Genomic DNA, 21,595 nt, shown 5'->3' with positions numbered 1-21,595 from the left:
CCCACCGACCCAGGTGCTTGTCATGCCCCGTTCCCACCCTCTCGCCCGTTACCGCAACATCGGCATCATGGCTCACATCGATGCCGGGAAGACCACGACCACCGAGCGGATCCTGTACTACACTGGAAAGTCGTACAAGATCGGCGAGGTGCACGAGGGCACCGCGGTCATGGACTGGATGGAGCAGGAACAGGAACGGGGCATCACGATCACGTCGGCGGCCACGACCTGCTTCTGGCGCGATCACCGCATCAACATCATCGACACGCCGGGTCACGTCGACTTCACCATCGAAGTCGAACGGAGCCTGCGCGTGCTCGACGGTGCGGTCGCGGTGTTCGACTCCGTGGCGGGGGTGGAGCCCCAGTCTGAAACCGTGTGGCGGCAGGCCGACAAGTACGGCGTGCCCCGCATGTGTTTCGTCAACAAGATGGACCGTATCGGCGCGGACTTCTTCCGCAGCGTCGATATGATGAGGGAGCGACTGGGCGCCGTTCCGCTCGTGCTCCAGTTGCCGATCGGATCCGAGGCAAGTTTTGTCGGCCTCGTCGATCTGGTCACCATGCGCGCGATCATCTGGAAGGATGAGACGCTCGGCGCCGAATTCTACCACACCGACATTCCCGACGATCTGAAGGACCGCGCGGCCGAATACCGCCAGACGCTCCTCGACACCGTGCTCGAACTCGATGACGCGGCGATGGAAGCCTATCTGGAAAGCGGCCAGGACCCGTCGGTGGACACGCTGAAGGCCTGCATCCGCAAGGGCACCATCGGGCTGAAGTTCGTGCCCGTGCTGTGCGGCTCGTCCTTCAGGAACAAGGGCGTGCAGCCGATGCTGGACGCCGTCGTCGATTACCTGCCGGCCCCCGTGGACATCGGGTCGGTGAAGGGGCACCGCGTCGAGAGCAGCGAGCCGGACGAGCGCGCGCCCGACGACTCCGCACCCTTTTCGGCGCTCGCCTTCAAGATCATGAACGACCCCTTCGTCGGGTCGCTGACCTTCGTGCGTGTCTATTCCGGCGTCGTCGAGGCCGGCAGCACCGTGCTAAATCCCGTGAAGGGTGAGCGCGAGCGCATCGGCCGCATGCTGCTGATGCACGCCAATTCGCGCGAGGAGATCAAGGAAGCCTACGCCGGCGACATCGTGGCCTTCACAGCGCTGAAGGCGACGACCACCGGCGACACGCTGTGCGATCCCGCCAAGCCCATCGTTCTGGAGCGGATGGAGTTCCCGGAGCCGGTCATCGAGGTGGCCGTTGAGCCGAAGTCCAAGGCTGACCAGGAGAAGATGGGCATGGCGCTCGCCCGCCTCGCCCAGGAGGACCCGTCCTTCCGCGTCTCGGTCGATCACGAGAGCGGTCAGACGGTCATCAAGGGCATGGGCGAACTGCATCTGGAGATCATCGTCGACCGCATGAAGCGGGAGTTCAAGGTGGATGCGAACGTCGGCGCGCCGCAGGTGGCGTACCGCGAGACCATCACCAAGTCCGCCGAGGTCGACTACACCCACAAGAAGCAGACCGGCGGCACGGGCCAGTTCGCCCGTGTGAAGCTGGTCTTCGAACCGCTGCCTCCCGGCGGCGGCTTCGCCTTCGAGAACAAGGTCGTCGGCGGCGCCGTGCCGAAGGAGTATGTGCCGGGCGTCCAGAAGGGGCTCGATTCGTCGATGGCCACCGGCGTCATCGCCGGCTTCCCGGTTATCGATCTGAAGGTCGCTCTGGTCGACGGCGCCTACCACGACGTCGACTCCTCGGTCCTGGCCTTCGAGATCGCCACCCGCGCTGCATTCCGCGAGGGCGTGCAGAAGGCCGGTCCGACGCTTCTGGAGCCGATCATGAGGGTTGAGGTGGTGACGCCCGAAGATTACATGGGCGACGTCATCGGTGACCTGAACAGCCGCCGTGGGCAGATCAGCGGCATGGACCAGCGCGGCAATGCCCGTGCGCTCACGGCCATGGTGCCGCTGGCCAACATGTTCGGTTATGTGAACACCCTGCGCTCCATGAGCCAGGGGCGCGCGCAATACACCATGCAGTTCGACCACTACGAACCGGTGCCGCAGGCCATCGCGGAGCAAATCCGCGCCAAGATGGCCTGAAACCGCTGGAACGACCAAGAGACGGAGAGAGCAACCCATGGCCAAGGCAAAGTTCGAGCGGAACAAGCCGCACTGCAATGTTGGCACGATCGGCCACGTCGACCACGGCAAGACGTCGCTGACCGCGGCGATCACGAAGGTGCTGGCCGAGTCCGGCGGTGCGACCTTCACCGCTTACGACCAGATCGACAAGGCGCCGGAAGAGAAGGCGCGCGGCATCACGATCTCGACGGCGCACGTCGAGTACGAGACGACCAACCGCCACTACGCGCACGTCGACTGCCCGGGCCACGCCGACTACGTCAAGAACATGATCACCGGGGCGGCGCAGATGGACGGCGCCATCCTGGTCGTGTCGGCCGCCGACGGCCCGATGCCGCAGACCCGCGAGCACATCCTGCTCGCCCGCCAGGTCGGCGTGCCGGCGCTGTGCGTGTTCATGAACAAGGTCGACATGGTCGACGACCCGGAGCTGCTGGAGCTGGTCGAGCTGGAGGTGCGCGAGCTGCTGTCCTCCTACCAGTTCCCCGGCGACGAGATCCCCATCGTCAAGGGCTCGGCCCTGTGCGCGCTGGAGGACCGCTCGCCGGAGATCGGCCGTGACGCGGTGCTCAAGCTGATGGCCGAGGTCGACGCCTACATCCCGCAGCCGGAGCGTCCGAAGGACCGTCCGTTCCTGATGCCGATCGAGGACGTGTTCTCGATCTCCGGCCGTGGCACGGTGGTGACCGGCCGCGTCGAGCGCGGCATCGTCAAGGTCGGCGACGAGGTCGAGATCGTCGGCCTGAAGGCGACGCAGAAGACCACGGTGACCGGCGTCGAGATGTTCCGCAAGCTGCTCGACTCGGGCGAGGCCGGCGACAACATCGGCGCGCTGCTGCGCGGCACCAAGCGCGAGGACGTGGAGCGCGGCCAGGTTCTGGCCAAGCCGGGCTCGATCACCCCGCACACCAAGTTCAAGGCCGAGGCGTACATCCTGACCAAGGAAGAGGGTGGCCGCCACACGCCGTTCTTCACCAACTACCGGCCGCAGTTCTATTTCCGCACGACCGACGTGACGGGCATGGTGTCGCTGCCGGAAGGTGTCGAGATGGTGATGCCGGGCGACAACGTCGCCATGGACGTCGAGCTGATCGCCCCGATCGCCATGGACGAGGGCCTGCGCTTCGCCATCCGCGAGGGTGGCCGCACCGTCGGCGCCGGCGTCGTTGCCAAGATCGTTCAGTAACCAGTCTCCGCGACTGGAACGTTCGACCGAAGTGAGGGGGGCCGGCCGAAACGCCGGCCCCTTTCTCGTTCTTAGTTCCTGATTTCAGGCCGTGGCATCCCAAACGCCCTCGATGCTTCCTCCTCCCGACGCAAGGGGGAAAATGTGGGTTGACACCGGGGCGCCTTGGGCATACACGTTACGCCCTCTGGAATTTGGGTTGGTAGTAGGCACGTCCGGCCTAGACGCAGCCCGATATCGAACGGCACGGCGAGCCTCGCTCGCACCGCATGCTGACCGGAACATCCCGGCCGCGCCCAGGCGCGGGGGGATGTTCTTTTCGTATCGGCCGTCACATCGGTTTGGACGAACCGCCGCCCGACGCTTCGGTGAACCGGCGCAGGGTGACCTGACGCTGCCGGTCCCCGGGGAAAAGTTTTGGGGTACCGGTGGCGCGGTCGCGTCACCGAAACGAGGTGCAAGGGACGTTTGGACATGGACAGCCAGAACATCCGCATCCGCCTGAAGGCGTTCGATCATCGCGTGCTCGACCAGTCGACCAGCGAGATCGTCAACACCGCCAAGCGGACCGGTGCTCGGGTGCGGGGCCCGATCCCGCTGCCGACGCAGATCGAGAAGTTTACCGTGAACCGCTCGCCGCACGTCGACAAGAAGTCGCGCGAGCAGTTCGAAATTCGCACCCACAAGCGTCTGCTCGACATCGTCGATCCGACGCCGCAGACGGTGGACGCGCTGATGAAGCTCGACCTCGCCGCGGGTGTGGACGTCGAAATCAAGCTCTAAGTCGTTGCTGTTGAGGGACCTCTCCGTTTGAGGATGTCCCTGGTCAGGAGATAAAGAACAATGCGATCCGGTTTGATCGCGCAGAAAGTCGGCATGACCCGCGTCTTCACGGACGAGGGCCAGCACGTGCCGGTGACTGTGCTGAAAGTCGACAGCTGCCAGGTCGTCGCCGTTCGCACCGAGGACAAGGATGGCTACACCGCCGTCCAGCTCGGCGCGGGCGCCATCAAGGTGAAGAACGTCACGAAGCCTGAGCGCGGGCATTTCGCCAAGGCGCGCGTGGAGCCGAAGCGCAAGCTGGTCGAGTTCCGCGTCGATGCCGATGCGCTGATCGAGGTTGGCGCCGAGTTGTCGGCCGCGCACTTCGTTCCGGGCCAGTACGTGGACGTTACCGGCACCTCCATCGGTAAGGGCTTCGCCGGTCCGATGAAGCGCTGGAACTTCGGTGGTCTGCGCGCCACGCACGGCGTGTCGGTGTCGCACCGCTCGCACGGTTCGACGGGTAACCGCCAGGATCCCGGCAAGGTCTTCAAGAACAAGAAGATGGCCGGTCATCTGGGCGACGAGAAGGTCACGGTCCTGAACCTGAAGGTCGTGTCGGTCGACGAAGAGCGCGGCCTGATCTTCCTGAAGGGCGCCGTTCCGGGCTCCGAGGGCAGCTGGCTGCGCATCCGCGACGCGGTGAAGAAGAAGGCGCCGGAAGGTCTCCCGTTCCCGGCCGGCATCAAGGCTGCGCCGGCGGCTGAGTCCGCGGCCGAGCCGCAGGAGTGAAGGCCATGAAGGCGACCGTCAAGAACCTGAACAACGAGGCCGTCGGCGAGATCGAACTCGCAGACGAGGTGTTCGGCCTCCCCGCCCGCACCGATCTGCTGGCCCGCATGGTCAACTGGCAGCTGGCCAAGCGCCGCGCCGGTACGCACAAGACCAAGGGCGTCAGCGAGATCTCCGGCACCGGCAAGAAGCCGTACCGTCAGAAGGGCACCGGCCGCGCCCGCCAGGGCTCGCTGCGTTCGCCGCAGTTCCGTGGTGGCGCGACGATCTTCGGCCCGGTTGTCCGCTCGCACGAGCACAGCCTGACCAAGAAGGTCCGCAAGCTGGCCCTGAAGACCGCCCTGTCCACCAAGGCTGCCGAAGGCAAGCTGATCGTGCTCGACGCCGCCACGGCCGACACGCACAAGACCAAGGAGCTGTTCGCCCGCCTGGGCGCGCTCGGCCTGACCTCCGCGCTGATCATCGATGGCGCCAACCTGAACGAGAACTTCGTGAAGGCCGCTGGCAACATCCCGCTGATCGACGTGCTGCCGGAGCAGGGCGCCAACGTCTACGACATTCTTCGCCGCGATACGCTGGTCCTGACCCGCAACGCGGTCGAGCAGCTGGAGGCTCGCCTGAAATGAGCAAGCAGTCGAAACCTGCGGTGAGCCGGGAGCGGATGTACGACCTGATCCTGGCTCCGGTCATCACCGAGAAGTCGACGATGGCGTCGGAGCACAACCAGGTCACGTTCCGTGTGCCGCTGTCGGCCACGAAGCCGGAGATCAAGGCGGCGGTTGAAGGTCTCTTCAACGTGAAGGTGACCGCGGTCAACACCCTGATTTCCAAGGGCAAGACCAAGCGGTTCCGCGGCACCATCGGTCGTCGCTCGGACTTCAAGAAGGCCGTCGTCACCCTCGCCGAGGGTAACAAGATCGACGTGACCACGGGCATCTGAGCGGGAGTGTGATCCGATGGCTCTGAAGCAATACCGCCCGATTACGCCGTCGCTCCGCCAGCTGGTCATCGTCGACCGCTCGGAGCTGTGGAAGGGCAAGCCGGTCAAGTCCCTCACCGAGGGCCTGACCAAGTCCGGCGGCCGCAACAACACCGGCCGCATCACCGCGCGCCGGATGGGTGGCGGTCACAAGCGCACCTATCGTCTGGTCGACTTCAAGCGTCGCGCCAAGTTCGACGTGCCGGCCACCGTTGAGCGGCTGGAATACGATCCGAACCGCACGGGCTTCATCGCCCTCATCAAGTATGAGGACGGCACCCTGTCGTACATCCTGGCGCCGCAGCGCCTGAAGGTGGGTGACACGGTCATCGCCGGCGAGAAGGTCGACGTGAAGCCCGGCAACGCCATGCCGCTGAAGAACATCCCGGTCGGCTCGGTCATCCACAATGTGGAGCTGAAGCCCGGCAAGGGTGGCCAGCTGGCCCGTTCGGCCGGTACCTATCTGCAGCTGGTCGGCCGCGACAGCGGCTACGCCCAGCTGAAGCTGCCCTCGGGCGAGCTTCGCATGGTGCGCGGCGAGTGCATGGCCACCATCGGTGCCGTGTCGAACCCGGACCAGATGAACATCAACCTGGGCAAGGCGGGTCGCAACCGTTGGCTGGGCAAGCGTCCGTCGGTCCGTGGCGTCGTCATGAACCCGATCGACCACCCGCACGGTGGTGGTGAGGGTCGCACCTCGGGCGGCCGTCATCCGGTCACCCCGTGGGGCAAGCCGACCAAGGGCAAGAAGACGCGTCGCAACAAGAAGACGGACGGCCTGATCCTGCGCCGCCGTCATTCGAAGTAAGGAGGTCGGACGATGGCACGCTCCGTTTGGAAGGGCCCGTTCGTCGACGGCTATCTGCTGAAGAAGGCGGACAAGAGCCGCTCTTCGGGCCGCAACGAGATCATCAAGATCTGGTCGCGTCGTTCGACCATCCTGCCGCAGTTCGTGGGTCTCACGTTCGGCGTCTACAATGGCCACAAGTTCCTGCCGGTTCTGGTGACCGAGAACATGATCGGCCACAAGTTCGGTGAGTTCGCTCCGACGCGCACCTTCTACGGTCACGCGGCGGACAAGAAGGCGAAGAGGAAGTAAGCCATGGGCAAGCCCTCCAACCCCAGCCGTATCGCGGAGAACGAGGCCCTGGCCTCCAATCCGATGATCCGCACCAGCCCGCGCAAGCTGAACCTCGTCGCCCAGCTCATCCGCAACATGGATGCCAGCAAGGCCGTGGCCGAGCTGACCTTCTCCAAGCGCCGCATCGCCGGCGAGGTGAAGAAGGTCCTCCAGGCCGCGATCGCGAACGCCGAGAACAACCACCAGCTGGACGTTGACCGCCTGTACGTCTCCTCGGCGACGGTCGGCCGCGCTCTGGTGATGAAGCGCTTCCACGCCCGGGCCCGCGGTCGCGGCGCCCGTGTCGAGAAGCTGTTCAGCAACCTGACGATCATCGTGCGCGAGCGCGAAGCCGCTGCCGAAGGGGCCGAGTAAGATGGGTCAGAAAGTCAATCCGATCGGGCTGCGCCTCGGCATCAACCGGACCTGGGACAGCCGCTGGTTCGCCAAGCGCGACTACGCCAACCTGCTGCACCAGGACCTGAAGCTGCGCGGCTATCTGCAGGGCCGCCTGCAGCAGGCCGGCTGCTCGCGCGTCGTGATCGAGCGTCCCGCCAAGAAGGCCCGCGTCACCATCCACTCGGCTCGTCCGGGCGTGGTGATCGGCAAGAAGGGCGCGGACATCGAGAAGCTGCGTTCCGAGCTGTCGAAGATGACCGGCAGCGAGGTGAGCCTGAACATCGTCGAGATCCGCAAGCCGGAGATCGACGCTCGCCTCATCGCCGAGAACATCGCCAGCCAGCTGGAGCGCCGCGTCGCCTTCCGTCGCGCCATGAAGCGCGCCGTGCAGTCGGCCATGCGCCTCGGCGCCCAGGGCATCCGGATCAACTGCTCCGGCCGTCTCGGCGGCGCCGAGATCGCTCGTCTGGAGTGGTACCGCGAGGGTCGCGTTCCGCTGCACACCCTGCGTGCGGACATCGACTATGGCACCGCCACCGCGAAGACCACCTACGGCACCTGCGGTGTCAAGGTGTGGGTCTTCAAGGGCGAGATCATGGCCCATGACCCGATGGCCCAGGACAAGCGCATGGGCTCCGAGCCGGTGTCCACCGATGGCGAGCCGCGCCGCGAGCGTCGCGAGCGTGGCGACCGTGAGGATCGGGGCGGCCGTGGCCGTGACCGTTCCGAACGGGCTGACCGCGAGTAAAGGGGCAGAGCGATGCTTTCTCCGAAGCGTACCAAGTACCGCAAGGCCCACAAGGGCCGCATCCACGGCAACGCGAAGGGCGGCACCCAGCTGAACTTCGGTTCCTTCGGCCTCAAGGCTCTGGAGCCCGAGCGCATCACCGCGCGCCAGATCGAGGCGGCCCGCCGCGCGATCACCCGCGCCATGAAGCGTCAGGGCCGCGTGTGGATCCGCGTGTTCCCGGACCTGCCGGTCTCCACCAAGCCCGCCGAAGTCCGCATGGGTTCCGGTAAGGGCACGCCCGAATACTGGGCGGCGCGCGTTCATCCGGGCCGCATCCTGTTTGAGCTGGACGGCGTGCCCGCGGATGTGGCAAAGCAGGCGTTCGCCCTGGCGGCCGCCAAGCTGCCGATCAAGACTAAGCTGGTGACCCGCCTCGGCGGTGAGGAGGTGGCGGCATGAAGTCCGTCGACGTTCGTAGCAAGAGCACGGATGAGCTGAACGATCAGCTCCTCCAGCTCAAGAAAGAGCAGTTCAACCTGCGTTTCCAGCGGGCTTCCGGCCAGCTGGAGAACACCGCGCGGGTGCAGGTGGTGCGTCGCGACATCGCCCGCATCAAGACGATCCTCGGCGAGCGTTCGCGCTCGGCCGAAGCCGGCAAGTAAGGAGGGCTACCTATGCCTCGCCGCGTTCTGCAGGGCACGGTGGTCAGCGACAAGGGCGACAAGACGGTTATCGTCCTGGTCGAGCGCCGCGTCATGCACCCCGTGTACAAGAAGTTCATTCGTCAGTCGAAGAAGTACGCCGCCCACGACGAGGGCAACCAGTTCAAGGTCGGCGATACCGTTTCGATCATCGAGTGCCGTCCGATCTCCAAGCGCAAGCGCTGGGAGGTCGTGCTTGAGTCCGCCGCCGTTGGCGGCGCCGCCTAAACGGAAGGGTACAAACCATGATCCAGATGCAAACCAACCTGGAAGTCGCCGACAATAGCGGGGCGCGCCGGGTGCAGTGCATCAAGGTGCTTGGTGGGTCCAAGCGGAAGGTCGCGACCGTTGGCGACATCATTGTCGTCTCGGTCAAGGAGGCCATTCCGAAGGGTCGCGTCAAGAAGGGCGACGTGCATCGCGCCGTCATCGTCCGCACCGCGAAGGAACTGCGCCGGGAGGACGGATCGGCGATCCGTTTCGACCGTAATGCCGCCGTGCTGATCAACAAGCAGGGCGAGCCGATCGGCACCCGTATTTTCGGGCCGGTCACCCGTGAGCTTCGTGGCAAGAAGTTCATGAAGATCATCTCGCTGGCGCCGGAGGTGCTGTGATGGCCGCGAAGATCAAGACCAAGGACAAGGTCGTCGTTCTGGCCGGCAAGGACAAGGGCAAGACCGGCGAGGTGCTCAAGGTCATCCCGGCGGAAAACCGTGTCGTCGTGCAGGGCGTGAACGTGGTGAAGAAGCACCAGCGTCCCAGCGCCCGCTCGCAGGGCGGCATCGTTGAGTTCGAGGCGCCGATCAACGTCTCGAACGTCGCTCATGTCGACCCCAAGGACGGCAAGCCGACCCGCGTCGGTTTCAAGGTCCTTGAGGATGGCCGCAAGGTGCGTGTCGCCAAGCGGTCCGGCGAAGTCATCGACGTGTGAGGACCGGACCCATGGCTGCACGTTTGAAAGAAGTTTACGACTCCAAGATCCGCGCCGCGCTCAAGAGCGAGTTCGGCTACAAGAACGACATGGAAGTTCCGCGGATCGAGAAGATCGTCATCAATATGGGTGTCGGCGAGGCTGTCGGCGACTCCAAGAAGATCCAGAACGCGGTGAGCGAACTCGCGGCGATCACCGGCCAGAAGCCGGTCGTCACGAAGTCCCGCAAGTCGATCGCGCAGTTCAAGCTGCGTGAGGGCATGTCGATCGGTTGCAAGGTGACCCTGCGCCGCGATCGCATGTACGAGTTCCTGGATCGTCTGGTCACGATCGCGCTGCCGCGTGTCCGCGACTTCCGCGGCATCCCCGGCAGCAGCTTCGACGGCCGTGGCAACTATGCCATGGGCGTCAAGGAGCAGATCATTTTCCCGGAGATCGACTACGACAAGATCGATCAGATCCGCGGCATGGACATCATTTTCGTCACCTCGGCGAAGTCCGACCAGGAAGCCAAGGCTCTCCTGAAGGCCTTCGACATGCCGTTCGTGAGCTGATTGGCTGGAGCACGACCCCATGGCTAAGACCAGTGCCATCGAGAAGAACAAGCGTCGCACCAAGTTGGTGAAGCAGTTCGCCAACAAGCGTGCGCGCCTCAAGGCCATCGCTTCCGACCGTACCCTCCCGCCGGAAGAGCAGTTCGCCGCCCGCCTCAAGCTGGCCGAAATGCCGCGCAACTCTTCGAAGGTGCGCATCCGCAACCGCTGCGAAATGACCGGCCGTCCGCGGGCGTTCTATCGCAAGTTCAAGCTGTCCCGCGTCACCCTCCGTGAACTGGCCTCCACCGGCCAGATTCCCGGCATGGTGAAGTCGAGCTGGTAAGGAGGGTCGAATATGTCTTTGAGCGATCCGCTCGGCGATATGCTGACCCGCATCCGCAACGGTCAGCACGCCCGTATGTCTGTTGTGGAAAGCCCGGCGTCCAAGCTGCGCAGCAACGTGCTTGAGGTGCTCAAGCGCGAGGGTTACATCCGTGGCTACTCCGAACAGGAGCTGCGCCCGGGTGTGAAGAACCTGAAGATCGAGCTGAAGTACCACGAAGGCGAGCCTGTCATTAAGCAGATCGCCCGTGTGTCCAAGCCCGGCCGCCGCGTCTATTCGAAGATCAACGACCTGCCCCGCGTCTTCAACGGCCTGGGCATCGCGATCCTTTCGACTCCGCGTGGCGTGATGTCGGACAACGAGGCCCGCGCCGCCAACGTCGGCGGCGAAGTCCTCTGCCGCGTGTTCTAAGGGGGACCTCGCGATGTCGCGCATTGGCAAGCATCCCGTGCCGGTCCCGGCTGGCGTTGACGTTTCCGTCAACGGTCAGCAGGTGACGGCCAAGGGCAAGCTGGGCTCGCTCAGCATGACCCTGATCGACGACATTTCGGCCAAGCTGGAAGACGGCAAGGTCGTGGTGGCGCCGGCGAACGACAGCAAGCGGGCCCGCGTCATGTGGGCCACCTCGCGCACCCTGATCAACAACATGGTCACGGGCGTCAGCCAGGGCTTCACGATCAACCTCGAGATCAACGGCGTCGGTTACCGCGCGGCCGTGCAGGGCAAGGAGCTGGTCATGCAGCTCGGCTTCTCGCACGACGTGAAGTACGCGATCCCCGAGGGCATCTCGATCAAGTGCGACAAGCCGACGTCGATCTCGGTGTCGGGCTTCGACAAGCAGAAGGTCGGCCAGGTCGCCGCGGAAATCCGCGGTTGGAAGAAGCCGGAGCCCTACAAGGGCAAGGGCATCAAGTACGAGACCGAGACCGTCCTCCGCAAGGAAGGCAAGAAGAAGTAAGGTCCGCCATGCTGAAGCCAAAGCAACTCCACGAGCGCCGCAAGCAGCGCGTGCGCGCGCAGATTGCCAAGAAGGCCGGCGGGCGGGCTCGCCTCTCGGTCTTCCGGTCCAATCTGCACATCTACGCCCAGATCATCGACGACGAGGCCGGCAAGACGCTGGCCTCCGCCTCCTCGCTGGAGAAGGAGCTGCGCGAGCAGCTCAAGCACGGCGGGAACGTCGAGGCCGCCAAGAAGATCGGCGCCCTGATCGCCGAGCGCGCCAAGGCGGCGGGCGTCACCGAGGTCGTCTTCGACCGCGGTGGTTACATTTACCATGGCCGGGTCAAAGCCCTGGCCGACGCCGCCCGCGAGGGCGGGCTGTCGTTCTAAGGAGGCCCCGATATGGCACGTGAACGAGGCGAGCGGAGCGACCGCGAGCGGCAGCCCCGCGACCGGGAAGAGAGCGAGCTGATTGAAAAGCTCGTCGGCATCAACCGCGTCGCCAAGGTGGTGAAGGGTGGCCGTCGTTTCGGCTTCGCCGCCCTGGTGGTGGTCGGTGACGGCAAGGGCCGCGTCGGCGTCGGTTCCGGCAAGGCCCGCGAGGTCCCGGAAGCCATCCGCAAGGCGACGGACCAGGCGAAGCGCGGCATGATCCGCGTTCCGCTGCGCGAAGGCCGCACGCTGCACCATGACTCCAACGGCCACTTCGGTGCCGGCAAGGTTGTGCTGCGGGCCGCCCCGGCCGGTACCGGCATCATCGCCGGCGGTCCGATGCGCGCGATCTTCGAGGCGCTGGGCGTGCAGGACGTGGTGACGAAGTCGATCGGCACCTCCAACCCGCACAACATGATCAAGGCGACCTTCGACGCCCTGTCGCAGGTGGTCAGCCCGCGCAGCGTCGCCGCCCGCCGCGGCCGTCGCGTGAGCGACATCCTCGGCAAGCGCGAGACCGGCGCCGCCGGTCAGGAGGCCTGATCATGGCCGAGAAGAAGACCGTCATCGTCACCCAGACCCACAGCCCGATCGGTCGCAAGCACGACCAGCGGGAAACCCTGATCGGTCTGGGCCTGAACAAGCTGCACCGGACCCGCGAGCTGGAGGACACTCCGGCGGTGCGGGGCATGATCGCCAAGGTCGCGCACCTGGTCCGCGTCGAGAACGAGGGCTGAAGCCATGACGAAGCTGAACGAACTCCGGGACAACCCCGGTGCCCGTAAGGAGCGCATGCGCGTCGGCCGTGGTATCGGCTCGGGCAAGGGCAAGACCGGCGGCCGTGGCGTGAAGGGTCAGACCTCGCGCACCGGCGTTGCCATCAACGGCTTCGAAGGCGGCCAGATGCCCCTTCATCGTCGCCTTCCGAAGCGCGGTTTCCGCAACATCTTCGCGAAGGAATACTCGGTGGTGAACCTGGGCTCCGTCCAGAAGGCCATCGACGCCGGCAAGCTCGACGCGTCGAAGACCATCGACGCCGAGGCCCTGAACGCCGCGGGCGTGACGGGCAAGGTGAAGAAGGACGGCGTTCGTCTGCTGGGCAAGGGCGCCCTGACGACGAAGGTCAGCTTCACCGTCGCCGGTGCGTCGAAGTCGGCGATCGAAGCGGTCGAGAAGGCGGGTGGCAGCGTTACGCTGACCGCGCCCGCCGCCGAAGCCGCCGAGTGATAGACGTCGGGTGACCGACGTCGGGTGAACGGATAAGCTCGCGCTTGCGCGTGGGCCGCCTCCGGCACTAAAAGAAGCGAAGTCGCGAGGGGCGGCCTGCATCGCGCAGGACCGCCCCTTTGCACATACCGGACAGGGAATCGACCCATGGCATCAGCGGCCGAGCAGCTTGCCGCGAATATGAATTTCGGTGCCTTCGCCAAGGCGACCGAGCTGAAGAAGCGGATCTGGTTCACCCTCGGTGCCCTGATCATCTACCGCCTGGGCACCTACATCCCATTGCCCGGCGTGAACCCGCAGATTCTCGCCGACGTCTTCCGCCAGCAGGGCGGGGGCATTCTCGGCATGTTCGACATGCTGGCCGGCGGCGCGCTGAGCCGCATGACCATCTTCGCGCTCAACATCATGCCGTACATCTCGGCGTCGATCATCGTGCAGCTGCTGACCGCCGTGTCGCCGCAGATGGAGGCGCTGAAGAAGGAAGGCGAATCGGGCCGCAAGAAGCTGAACCAGTACACGCGCTACGGCACGGTGCTGCTGGGCACGGTGCAGGCCTGGGGTCTCGCGGTCGGCCTTGAATCCATGTCCGGCTCGATGGGGCCGGCGGTGGCCGATCCGGGCATGTTCTTCCGCATCGCCACGGTCATCACGCTGGTCGGCGGCACGCTGTTCCTGATGTGGTTGGGCGAGCAGATCACGGCGCGGGGCATCGGCAACGGCATCTCGCTCATCATCTTCGCCGGCATCGTCGCGGAACTTCCGCGCGCGCTGGTCAGCACGCTGGAACTGGGCCGCACGGGTGCCCTGTCCACGGTGTTCATCATCGTTCTGCTGCTGATGGCCGTGGGTGTGGTGTTCTTCATCGTGTTCATGGAGCGCGCGCAGCGCCGCCTGCTGGTGCAGTATCCGAAGCGCCAGGTCGGCAACCGCGTGTTCGGCGGCGAGGCGTCGCACCTGCCGCTGAAGCTGAACACCTCGGGCGTCATTCCGCCGATCTTCGCCTCGTCGCTGCTGCTGCTGCCGCTGACCGCGGTCGGCTTCGCGGGCGGGGAGGGGCCGGAGTGGCTGCAGACGGTGTCGCGCTATCTGGCGCACGGCACGCCGCTGTACATGTTCCTGTACGCCGCGCTGATCGTCTTCTTCTGCTTCTTCTACACCGCCATCGTGTTCAACCCGGCGGAAACGGCGGAGAACCTGCGGAAGTACGGCGGCTTCATCCCCGGCATCAGGCCGGGCAAGAACACGGCCGACTACATCGACTACGTGCTGACCCGCCTGACGGTGATCGGCTCGGCCTACCTTGTGGCGGTTTGTCTCCTGCCCGAAATCCTGATTTCCCAGCACTCGGTTCCGTTCTATTTTGGCGGCACCAGTCTGCTGATCGTGGTCACGGTCACCATGGACACGGTCGCGCAGATCCATAGCCATCTGCTGGCGCACCAGTACGAAGGGCTGATTAAGAAAGCGAAGCTTCGGGGGAGAAAGTAATGAACCTCATTCTGCTCGGACCGCCGGGCGCCGGGAAGGGGACCCAGGCGCGCCGTCTGGAGGACACGCGTGGACTCGTCCAGCTTTCGACGGGCGACATGCTCCGCGCGATGGTCGCCGAGGGTGGTCCGCTGGGGCAGCAGGCCAAGGAGATCATGGCCGCCGGCAAGCTGATGCCGGATGACCTGATGGTCCAGATGATCGGCGAGCGCATTTCCAAGCCGGACGTCAAGAACGGCTTCATCCTCGACGGCTTCCCGCGCACGGTCGCCCAGGCCGAGGCGCTGGACAAGATGCTGGCCGACAAGGGCCTGAAGCTCGACCACGTGATCGAGATGAAGGTCGTGGACGACGTTCTGGTGGAGCGCATCACCGGCCGCTACACCTGCGCCAAGTGCGGCAAGGGCTATCACGACACGTTCGAGAAGCCAAAGGTCGAGGGCGTGTGCGACTCGTGCGGGGGCACGGAGTTCAAGCGCCGCGCCGACGACAACGCCGACACGGTGAAGACCCGTCTGGCCCAGTATCACGAGCAGACCGCGCCGATTCTGCCCTACTACCGGGATCGGGGCGTGCTGAAGACGGTGGACGGCATGGCCGACATCGACGAAGTGACGAAGCAGATCGAGGGGCTTCTGGCCGCCTGAGGCGGCCGGGACCGTTCGCAACGCTGAAACAAAAAAGCCGCAGACTCCTGATGGAGGCTGCGGCTTTTTTGTCGAGCACGTCCGGGGCGGGGGAGGGCGGGTCGGAACCGACGGGCGCCGTTCAGGCCTTGGGTGCGTCGGTCTTCGCCGCCGGTGCCGTTTCCGGGTCCTTGGGCATGTCGTTGTAGCGTTCGAGGACCCAGCCCAGATGGGCAATGGCCGCCGCCGAGGCGGCGTCGGCGTCGCGGCGGGCAATGGCTTCGTAGATGGCGCGATGATGGTCGATCATCAGCGCCTCCTTGCCCAGAGCGAAGGGCTCGGTGTGGTGGTAGTCCATCATCTGGCCGAGGATGTCGCGGATCGTCGCGAGCAGATGCAGGTAGACGGGGCTGCCCGCCGCCTGCGCCACGGCGAGGTGGAAGTCCATGTCGTCGGCGGCCTGCTTGCCGTCACGGCCGGTCTGGCCCATGGCGGTCAGAACCTTGCCGATGTGCGCGATCTGCTCGGGCGTCGCGCGCTCGGCGGCGCGGCGGGCCGCCCAGCCTTCCAGTGCCTGGCGGATCTCCACGAGGTCGCAGAGGTTGGCGTGCTTGACGCGCACCATTTCGGTCAGCGCGCCGTCCATGGCACCGGCGGAGGAGACCACGCGGGTGCCGCCGCCCTGGACGGCGGTTAGGAAGCCCTGGGTCTTCAGCTTCTGCAGAGCCGCGCGAACGGACACGCGGCTGACGTGCAACTGCTCGGCCAGCTGGCGTTCGCCCGGCAGGCGCTCGCCCGGCACCAGCTCGCCACGCGCGATGCGATCGAGAAGCTGCTGCGCCACCCACTCGGAGATGCGTTGCGAGGAGGCGGGGACATGGAGGGATTCTTCGGCTTCGGACACGGAGGAGTCCCCTTCATAAGCAATCAGTCATAGGTCGTACCCGGCTGCCGCACAGGCGTCAACCGAGTCGTCAGTTATCGGCTTCCCCGGCGCGCCAGCAGGATGCCGGCCAGGACGATCACCGCCCCGACCGCTTGCAGCGCGCCCAGCGGCTCGCCCAGAAGCACCCACGCGAGCACCGCCGCTGCGGCCGGCTGGAAGAGCAGGCTGACCGAGGAAAAGGCGGCCGGCAGATGGGCCAGCGCGTAGGCGATCAGGCTTTGTCCGCCCGCGTGGCTGACCAACGCCAACCCCAGCAGCACCGCCCAGCCGGTGGCCGTGCCCGCGATCAGGCTCTCTCCCGACAACAGCGCAATGGGCAGAAGCGCGGCGCCGGTGACGACGCCGCTCCAGGTCATGATGGTGGCGGTCGAGAACTCGGCGCGCAGCCGCCCGACCGACAGGATGTAGCCGCCATAGAACACGGCGGTCAGCAGGCCCAGCGCGTCGCCGAACAAGTGGTCGGGGCTGAGCTGAAGACTGCGCCCCATCAGCACCACCGCGCCGCCCAGCGCCAGCGCGAGGCCCAGCACGAAGGTGCGCGTGAAGCGCTCCTTGAACACCAGCCAGGAGACCAGCGTCACGAAGATCGGCGCGAAGTTGGCGAGCAGCGTGGAATTGGCGACCGACGTGTATTTGATCGACCAGTGCCACACGGCGAGGTCGCCGGCGAAGAACAGGCCGGCGGCGGTCAGGCGCCCGTAGTCGGACAAGGACGATGGCCGGCGCGCGCGCCCCGCGCCCTTCGGCTCCAGCGCCATCCACAGCCACAGGACCGGCACCGAGAAGCCCAGCCGCCAGAAGGCGGTGGCGACCGGCCCCAACTCCGACAGGCGGACGAAGATCGGCGCGAAGGCGATCCCCAAAGCCCCGGTCAACAGCGCGATCAGCGCGACGCGTTGCGCGCGGTCGATGCGGGTGGCGGGAGAGAGGGGGGCGGCGTCGAGCATACCCGCGTTATAGCGGGCGCAACCATCGCGCGCCATGGCCGCCCGCCGCATGGCTCATCTGCAAAGGGCGGTCCCGACGATGCTTCCTGTTGCGGAGGGCGCAGGTTCCTCGGCAGGACGTTCCGGTCTTCTTCTTCGCGGCGGCGTTCTTGATGGACCGGGCGACCGCGTCTCGTTCAAGGGGCCGCAGGCGGAAAACGGCAGCAGGACGATGAACAAAAGCGCCCCGATCTGTTTCAGCATCATCTATGCCGATTCTCGCGAAACTCCCGCCAGTTTCGATGCCGTTCTACCACGTTTGCCGGAGCTTCCGGTTCGCCCTGTCCCCTGCGATACTGCTCGACGATGACGCCGCACTCCCCCTGCCAGCCGGCTGAGCACGAACCGGCTGAACATCGCCGCCCGGTGACCGCCCCGACGCCGCCGCGTGCCGCGCCGCCGCCGCCGTTGCTCGGCCCCGACGACCCGCCGCCGGTCACGGTGCTGAACCCGGATTCGGAAAGCGCGCTGCTGCTGGTCTGCGACCACGCCACGCGGGCCATTCCCAAGGCGCTCGACCAACTCGGCCTGACCGAGGAGCAACTGTGCCGGCACATCGCCTACGACATCGGCGCGGCGGAACTGACCAAGCGGCTGGCCGAGCGGTTCGGGGCGACGGCGGTGCTGTCCGGCTATTCCCGGCTGGTCATCGACCCCAACCGGGCGCTCGACGATCCGACCGCCATTCCGGTCATCAGCGACGACGTCATCATTCCCGGCAATCGCGCGCTGGACGCGGCGGAGGAGCAGCGGCGGGTGGAGGCCATCTTCAACCCCTACCACGCCGCCGTCGCCGCCGAGGTTGCCAAGCGGCGCGCGCGCGGGCAGGTGCCGGCGATGGTCTCCATCCACAGCTTCACGCCGGCGATGCGCGGCGTGGCGCGGCCCTGGCACGTCGGCGTGTTGTGGGACCGCGACCCGCGCATTCCGCTGCCGATGATTGAGCGGCTGCGCGCCGACGGGCGGTGGTGCGTTGGCGATAACGAACCCTATTCGGGGCGCAACACGGCGGGCGGCACGGTGGAGACGCACGCCACGCCCGCCGGCCTGCCCAACGTGCTGATCGAGGTCCGCCAGGATCTCATCGCCATCGCCGAGGGCGTGGCCCTGTGGGCCGGGGTGCTGGGCGACGCGCTGGAGCCGATCCTGGCCGACCCGGCCCTTTACCAAATCGAGCTTTATCCGCGGGAGCGTTGAGTCATGGAGCCGGCCTTCACACTGGGCCTTGAGGAAGAATACCTGCTGGTGGACCGCAACACGCGGGACATCGCGCAGAACCCGCCGGAGGAGATGCTGGCCGCCTGCCAGGAGATGGCGCCGGGCCGCATCCACCCGGAATTCCTGCGCTGCCAGATCGAGGTCGGCACCCCCGTCTGCGCCACGGTCCAGGAGGCGCGGGCAGAACTGGCGTCCCTTCGCGCCACCGTGGCCGGTGTGGCGAACCGGCACAATCTGGCGCCCATCGCCGCCTCCACCCACCCCTTCGCCGCGTGGGAGCCGCAGAAGCACACCAACCGCGACCGCTACAACATGCTGGCGCGCGACCTCGGCGCGCCGGCCCGCCGCCTGATGATCTGCGGCATGCACGTCCATGTGGGCATCGAGGACGACGATCTGCGCATCGATCTGATGAATCAGGTCCGCTATTTTCTGCCGCATTTGCTGGCGCTCTCCACCTCCTCGCCCTTCTGGCGCGGGCGGGACATGGAGCGCAAATCCTACCGCCTGTCGGTGTGGAACGAACTGCCGCGCACCGGCATGCCCGACGCCTTCCAGAGCTTCGGCGAGTACCAGCAGCAGGTGAACGTGCTGGTGGACGCCGGCATCATCGAGGACGCGAGCAAGCTGTGGTGGGACATCCGTCCGTCCTCGCGCTTCCCAACGCTGGAAATGCGCATCACCGACATCTGCACGCGCCTGGATGACGCGGTGACGGTGGCGTCGCTTTACCGCTGCCTGCTGCGCATGCTGTGGCGGCTGAAGCTGAAGAACGTGACTTGGCGTCCCTACAAGAACCTGCTGATCGAGGAAAATCGGTGGCGCGCCCAGCGCTACGGCCTCGACGACGGTCTTGTGGACTTCGGGCAGGGGCGGATCGTGCCCTGCGCCGACCTGATGGAGGAACTGATCGACCTGACCCGCGAGGACGCCGAACGTTTCGGCTGCGTCGCCGAGGTCGAGCGTGTCCGCGACATCCTCCGGCGCGGCACCAGCGCCCACCGTCAGGTCGCCACCTACCGCGCCGCGCTGGAAGAGGGCGCCACCGGCTGGGAGGCCTTGGCGAAGGTGGTGGACTGGCTGGTCGAGGAGACGATGGTGGGGGTGGAGGCGGTCGCCGCCTGACCCCGGCGCCCGCCCTCCGTCCCCGATTAGCCGTCCCCGTTACGCCGCGCGAATGTCGGCGAGGAAGTTCTCCACCTCGCGGCGCAGGGACTCCGCCTGACGCGACAGGTCGCTGGAGGCGCTCAGCACCTGACTCGCGGCGGAACCGGTCTGCGTGGCGGCGTGGCTCACCTGGACGATGTTGGCGCTCACCTCCTCGGTGCCGTGGGCGGCCTGCTGCACGTTGCGGGTGATCTCGCCGGTCGTGGCGTTCTGCTCCTCAATGGCGGCGGCGATGGCCGACGCGATCTCGTTGATCGAGGTGATCGTCTGGCCGATCCCTTCGATGTCGCCGACCGTGCCCTGGGTGGCGTTCTGCACCTCGGCGATCTGCGCGGCGATCTCCTCGGTCGCCTTGCCGGTCTGGTTGGCCAACGCCTTCACCTCGCTCGCCACCACGGCGAAGCCCTTGCCGGCCTCGCCGGCCCGCGCCGCCTCGATGGTGGCGTTCAGCGCCAGCAGGTTGGTCTGCTCGGCGATGTCCTGGATCAGTTTGACCACCTCGCCGATCCGGTTGGCGGCGTCGGCCAGACTGCGCACCGACCCCGTGGTCTGCTGGGCCTGCCGTGCCGCCCGCGAGGCGATTTCGTTGGAGGTCGCGACCTGCCGGCTGATCTCCTGGATCGAGGCGCCCATCTCCTCGGCGGCCGAGGCCACCGTCTGCACGTTGGCCGAGGTCTGCTCCGCGGCAGCGGCGGAGGCGGTCGCCTGTCGATTGGTCTGCTCGGCCAGCGCGGCCATGCTCTCGGCGGTCTGGCTCAACTCGGTCGAGGCCGAGGCGACGCCGTTCAGGACGTTCGACACCGCGCGGTCGAAGGTGGTGATGAAGCCCTCGATCCGCCGCTGGCGCTCCTCCTTGCGGACCTGCTCCTCGCGCTGCTCCTGCTCGTGCTGGCGGTTGGCGATGGCGGCATCCTTGAAGACCTGAAGCGAGCGGGCCAGCGTGCCGATTTCGTCGGCGCGGTTGGTTCCGGCCACCTCCGTGTTCAGATCGCCCCGCGCCAGCCGCTCCATCGCCCTCGTCATGCCGGCCAGCGGACGGACGACGAAGCTGCTGATGAGCCAGACGAGCAACGCCAGGGCGATGGCCGTGCCGGCACCGGCGACGACGAACATCATGGTGCGCACGTTGCCTGTCAGTTCGGTCACGGCCTGCGTCGCCTCTTCCATATCGCGCTCGTTCGTCTTCACGCGCGTTTCGATGGCTTCAACGACTTTGCTCCGGGCTTCGCGGCCTTCCGTGCCGGAAATCCGGAACGCCTCCGTGTTCTCGTTGATCAACGCGTGGGCCAGCACCCGCTGCGCGATCGCGTCATAGGCGCGGATTCGCTCCTTGATCTCTTGGTTCGCGGCCCGGCGCTCCGCCGAATCCGCCAAGGCGATCAACTGATCGGCGTGGGCGAGGGCGTCCGCCATGCTTTCCGTGTAGAGGGCTTTGTACGCCTCGATGGACTTTCGGTCGTTGTCGAGGATAGCGTTCTTTTCGTTCACCGACGCGTCGTTGACCGCCGCCTGCATCGCCAATGCGTTTTGCAGCCGCCGCGCGACCGTTCCGGAGACATGCTCCGACGCATCGGACACATGCTTGAGTCCGGTCCCCGCCTCCCAAACGATCCCGCCGATGACGGCGACGAGAATGGCGATCGGCAGCGCGATCTTCTTCGCGAATGACAAGTTGCTGAGCCAGTGGAACATGCGGGCTTCCTGGAGTGGGCGGGCTTGGGATGCTTGGCGGCCCATCCCATCGGCATAGGTCATCAGTCTAGCATACTGTGGTATGTGAAACAAAAGCTGCCGAATGCGACCGATTGGCCGCACGGTCCTTCACATGCCGCTCTTCACAAGGCCGTGCTGACGTATCCGGCGCCGCTTGACGTTTGCGGCATCCCTCAATACCCTCACGCCGAATCAGCTCATAGAGTTGAGCAGGGCAGGCAAAAAACGCAT

The 21,595-nt window shown here is 66.1% G+C and carries 30 protein-coding genes; 27 read left to right on the top strand and 3 right to left on the bottom strand.

Annotation, left to right across the window (positions count from 1 at the left end):
* The first annotated feature begins 22 nt into the window (after positions 1-22).
* The 25 genes from fusA to J2852_RS01700 all read left to right on the top strand — a co-directional run bounded on the left by fusA (position 23) and on the right by J2852_RS01700 (position 15,355).
* Entirely contained in the window at positions 23-2,101 is a 2,079-nt protein-coding gene (gene fusA, locus J2852_RS01820; RefSeq protein ID WP_209870001.1) for an elongation factor G, read from the top strand.
* 37 nt (positions 2,102-2,138) lie between these two features.
* Complete coding sequence (gene tuf, locus J2852_RS01815; RefSeq protein WP_209869998.1) at positions 2,139-3,329, top strand: elongation factor Tu; 1,191 nt, start codon at positions 2,139-2,141, stop codon at positions 3,327-3,329.
* Between the two features lie 474 nt (positions 3,330-3,803).
* A complete protein-coding gene (gene rpsJ / locus J2852_RS01810) occupies positions 3,804-4,112 on the top strand; it encodes a 30S ribosomal protein S10 (protein ID WP_014241039.1) in 309 nt (102 codons plus the stop codon).
* Positions 4,113-4,172: 60 nt separating this feature from the next.
* Entirely contained in the window at positions 4,173-4,883 is a 711-nt protein-coding gene (gene rplC / locus J2852_RS01805; RefSeq protein WP_209869995.1) for a 50S ribosomal protein L3, read from the top strand.
* A gap of 5 nt (positions 4,884-4,888) precedes the next feature.
* Positions 4,889-5,509 carry a 50S ribosomal protein L4 gene (gene rplD / locus J2852_RS01800; protein ID WP_209869993.1) on the top strand — a complete coding sequence of 207 codons (621 nt, stop codon included), beginning with the start codon at positions 4,889-4,891 and terminating at the stop codon, positions 5,507-5,509.
* Positions 5,506-5,823, top strand: a complete 318-nt coding sequence (locus J2852_RS01795; RefSeq protein ID WP_209869991.1) for a 50S ribosomal protein L23 — start codon at positions 5,506-5,508, stop codon at positions 5,821-5,823. Before rplD ends, J2852_RS01795 begins: the two co-directional genes overlap by 4 nt.
* Before the next feature lie 16 nt (positions 5,824-5,839).
* The gene (rplB, locus tag J2852_RS01790) at positions 5,840-6,670 is read left to right on the top strand and encodes a 50S ribosomal protein L2 (RefSeq protein ID WP_209869988.1); all 831 of its coding nucleotides are present in this window, start codon (positions 5,840-5,842) and stop codon (positions 6,668-6,670) included.
* Positions 6,671-6,682: 12 nt separating this feature from the next.
* Positions 6,683-6,961 (top strand): 30S ribosomal protein S19, encoded by a 279-nt coding sequence (rpsS, locus tag J2852_RS01785; protein ID WP_209869985.1) that lies wholly within the window; start codon positions 6,683-6,685, stop codon positions 6,959-6,961.
* Positions 6,962-6,964: 3 nt separating this feature from the next.
* Positions 6,965-7,357, top strand: coding sequence for a 50S ribosomal protein L22 (gene rplV / locus J2852_RS01780; RefSeq protein WP_209869982.1), 393 nt, complete (start codon positions 6,965-6,967; stop codon positions 7,355-7,357).
* Between the two features lies 1 nt (position 7,358).
* Positions 7,359-8,129, top strand: a complete 771-nt coding sequence (rpsC, locus tag J2852_RS01775) for a 30S ribosomal protein S3 (RefSeq protein ID WP_209869979.1) — start codon at positions 7,359-7,361, stop codon at positions 8,127-8,129.
* A 12-nt stretch (positions 8,130-8,141) separates the two neighbouring features.
* The gene (gene rplP / locus J2852_RS01770; RefSeq protein ID WP_035675044.1) at positions 8,142-8,570 is read left to right on the top strand and encodes a 50S ribosomal protein L16; all 429 of its coding nucleotides are present in this window, start codon (positions 8,142-8,144) and stop codon (positions 8,568-8,570) included.
* Positions 8,567-8,773: a 50S ribosomal protein L29 gene (rpmC, locus tag J2852_RS01765; protein ID WP_209869976.1), complete on the top strand. Its 207-nt coding sequence runs from the start codon at positions 8,567-8,569 to the stop codon at positions 8,771-8,773. Before rplP ends, rpmC begins: the two co-directional genes overlap by 4 nt.
* 12 nt (positions 8,774-8,785) lie before the next feature.
* On the top strand, positions 8,786-9,040 hold the full coding sequence (gene rpsQ, locus J2852_RS01760) for a 30S ribosomal protein S17 (protein WP_209869973.1): 255 nt from the start codon (positions 8,786-8,788) through the stop codon (positions 9,038-9,040).
* Between the two features lie 17 nt (positions 9,041-9,057).
* Entirely contained in the window at positions 9,058-9,426 is a 369-nt protein-coding gene (rplN, locus tag J2852_RS01755; protein WP_209869970.1) for a 50S ribosomal protein L14, read from the top strand.
* The gene (rplX, locus tag J2852_RS01750) at positions 9,423-9,743 is read left to right on the top strand and encodes a 50S ribosomal protein L24 (protein ID WP_209869967.1); all 321 of its coding nucleotides are present in this window, start codon (positions 9,423-9,425) and stop codon (positions 9,741-9,743) included. The genes rplN and rplX overlap by 4 nt, the downstream gene beginning before the upstream one ends.
* Positions 9,744-9,754: 11 nt before the next feature.
* Complete coding sequence (rplE, locus tag J2852_RS01745; RefSeq protein WP_209869964.1) at positions 9,755-10,297, top strand: 50S ribosomal protein L5; 543 nt, start codon at positions 9,755-9,757, stop codon at positions 10,295-10,297.
* Between the two features lie 19 nt (positions 10,298-10,316).
* Positions 10,317-10,622, top strand: coding sequence for a 30S ribosomal protein S14 (gene rpsN, locus J2852_RS01740; RefSeq protein ID WP_209869961.1), 306 nt, complete (start codon positions 10,317-10,319; stop codon positions 10,620-10,622).
* Positions 10,623-10,634: 12 nt separating this feature from the next.
* A complete protein-coding gene (rpsH, locus tag J2852_RS01735) occupies positions 10,635-11,033 on the top strand; it encodes a 30S ribosomal protein S8 (protein ID WP_209869958.1) in 399 nt (132 codons plus the stop codon).
* 13 nt (positions 11,034-11,046) lie between these two features.
* Positions 11,047-11,580: a 50S ribosomal protein L6 gene (gene rplF / locus J2852_RS01730; protein ID WP_209869955.1), complete on the top strand. Its 534-nt coding sequence runs from the start codon at positions 11,047-11,049 to the stop codon at positions 11,578-11,580.
* A gap of 8 nt (positions 11,581-11,588) precedes the next feature.
* Positions 11,589-11,951 carry a 50S ribosomal protein L18 gene (gene rplR, locus J2852_RS01725; protein WP_209869953.1) on the top strand — a complete coding sequence of 121 codons (363 nt, stop codon included), beginning with the start codon at positions 11,589-11,591 and terminating at the stop codon, positions 11,949-11,951.
* Between the two features lie 12 nt (positions 11,952-11,963).
* Complete coding sequence (gene rpsE / locus J2852_RS01720; RefSeq protein ID WP_209869950.1) at positions 11,964-12,536, top strand: 30S ribosomal protein S5; 573 nt, start codon at positions 11,964-11,966, stop codon at positions 12,534-12,536.
* A 2-nt stretch (positions 12,537-12,538) separates the two neighbouring features.
* Positions 12,539-12,730, top strand: coding sequence for a 50S ribosomal protein L30 (gene rpmD / locus J2852_RS01715; protein ID WP_209869947.1), 192 nt, complete (start codon positions 12,539-12,541; stop codon positions 12,728-12,730).
* A gap of 4 nt (positions 12,731-12,734) precedes the next feature.
* Positions 12,735-13,220 carry a 50S ribosomal protein L15 gene (rplO, locus tag J2852_RS01710; protein WP_209869945.1) on the top strand — a complete coding sequence of 162 codons (486 nt, stop codon included), beginning with the start codon at positions 12,735-12,737 and terminating at the stop codon, positions 13,218-13,220.
* A 147-nt stretch (positions 13,221-13,367) separates the two neighbouring features.
* Positions 13,368-14,708, top strand: a complete 1,341-nt coding sequence (secY, locus tag J2852_RS01705; protein WP_209869942.1) for a preprotein translocase subunit SecY — start codon at positions 13,368-13,370, stop codon at positions 14,706-14,708.
* Positions 14,708-15,355 carry an adenylate kinase gene (locus J2852_RS01700; RefSeq protein WP_209869939.1) on the top strand — a complete coding sequence of 216 codons (648 nt, stop codon included), beginning with the start codon at positions 14,708-14,710 and terminating at the stop codon, positions 15,353-15,355. The genes secY and J2852_RS01700 overlap by 1 nt, the downstream gene beginning before the upstream one ends.
* Positions 15,356-15,476: 121 nt before the next feature.
* On the opposite strand, the gene J2852_RS01695 is transcribed toward J2852_RS01700, so the two are convergent.
* Positions 15,477-16,238 (bottom strand): FadR/GntR family transcriptional regulator, encoded by a 762-nt coding sequence (locus J2852_RS01695; protein ID WP_209869936.1) that lies wholly within the window; start codon positions 16,236-16,238, stop codon positions 15,477-15,479.
* Between the two features lie 74 nt (positions 16,239-16,312).
* Positions 16,313-17,263, bottom strand: a complete 951-nt coding sequence (locus J2852_RS01690) for a DMT family transporter (RefSeq protein ID WP_343206659.1) — start codon at positions 17,261-17,263, stop codon at positions 16,313-16,315.
* A 309-nt stretch (positions 17,264-17,572) separates the two neighbouring features.
* Between J2852_RS01690 and J2852_RS01685 the strand changes: the two genes are divergently transcribed.
* On the top strand, positions 17,573-18,463 hold the full coding sequence (locus J2852_RS01685) for an N-formylglutamate amidohydrolase (protein WP_209869934.1): 891 nt from the start codon (positions 17,573-17,575) through the stop codon (positions 18,461-18,463).
* A 3-nt stretch (positions 18,464-18,466) separates the two neighbouring features.
* Positions 18,467-19,609, top strand: a complete 1,143-nt coding sequence (locus J2852_RS01680) for a carboxylate-amine ligase (RefSeq protein ID WP_209869931.1) — start codon at positions 18,467-18,469, stop codon at positions 19,607-19,609.
* A gap of 39 nt (positions 19,610-19,648) precedes the next feature.
* Here J2852_RS01680 and J2852_RS01675 read toward each other — a convergent pair whose 3' ends face one another.
* Positions 19,649-21,343, bottom strand: a complete 1,695-nt coding sequence (locus J2852_RS01675; protein WP_209869928.1) for a methyl-accepting chemotaxis protein — start codon at positions 21,341-21,343, stop codon at positions 19,649-19,651.
* Between the last annotated feature and the right edge of the window lie 252 nt (positions 21,344-21,595).

Source organism: Azospirillum soli, assembly GCF_017876165.1.
Taxonomy (GTDB): Bacteria; Pseudomonadota; Alphaproteobacteria; order Azospirillales; family Azospirillaceae; genus Azospirillum; species Azospirillum soli.
The sequence above is the reverse complement of the archived record's forward strand: the minus strand, read 5'-3'. Positions and strand labels throughout refer to the sequence as shown.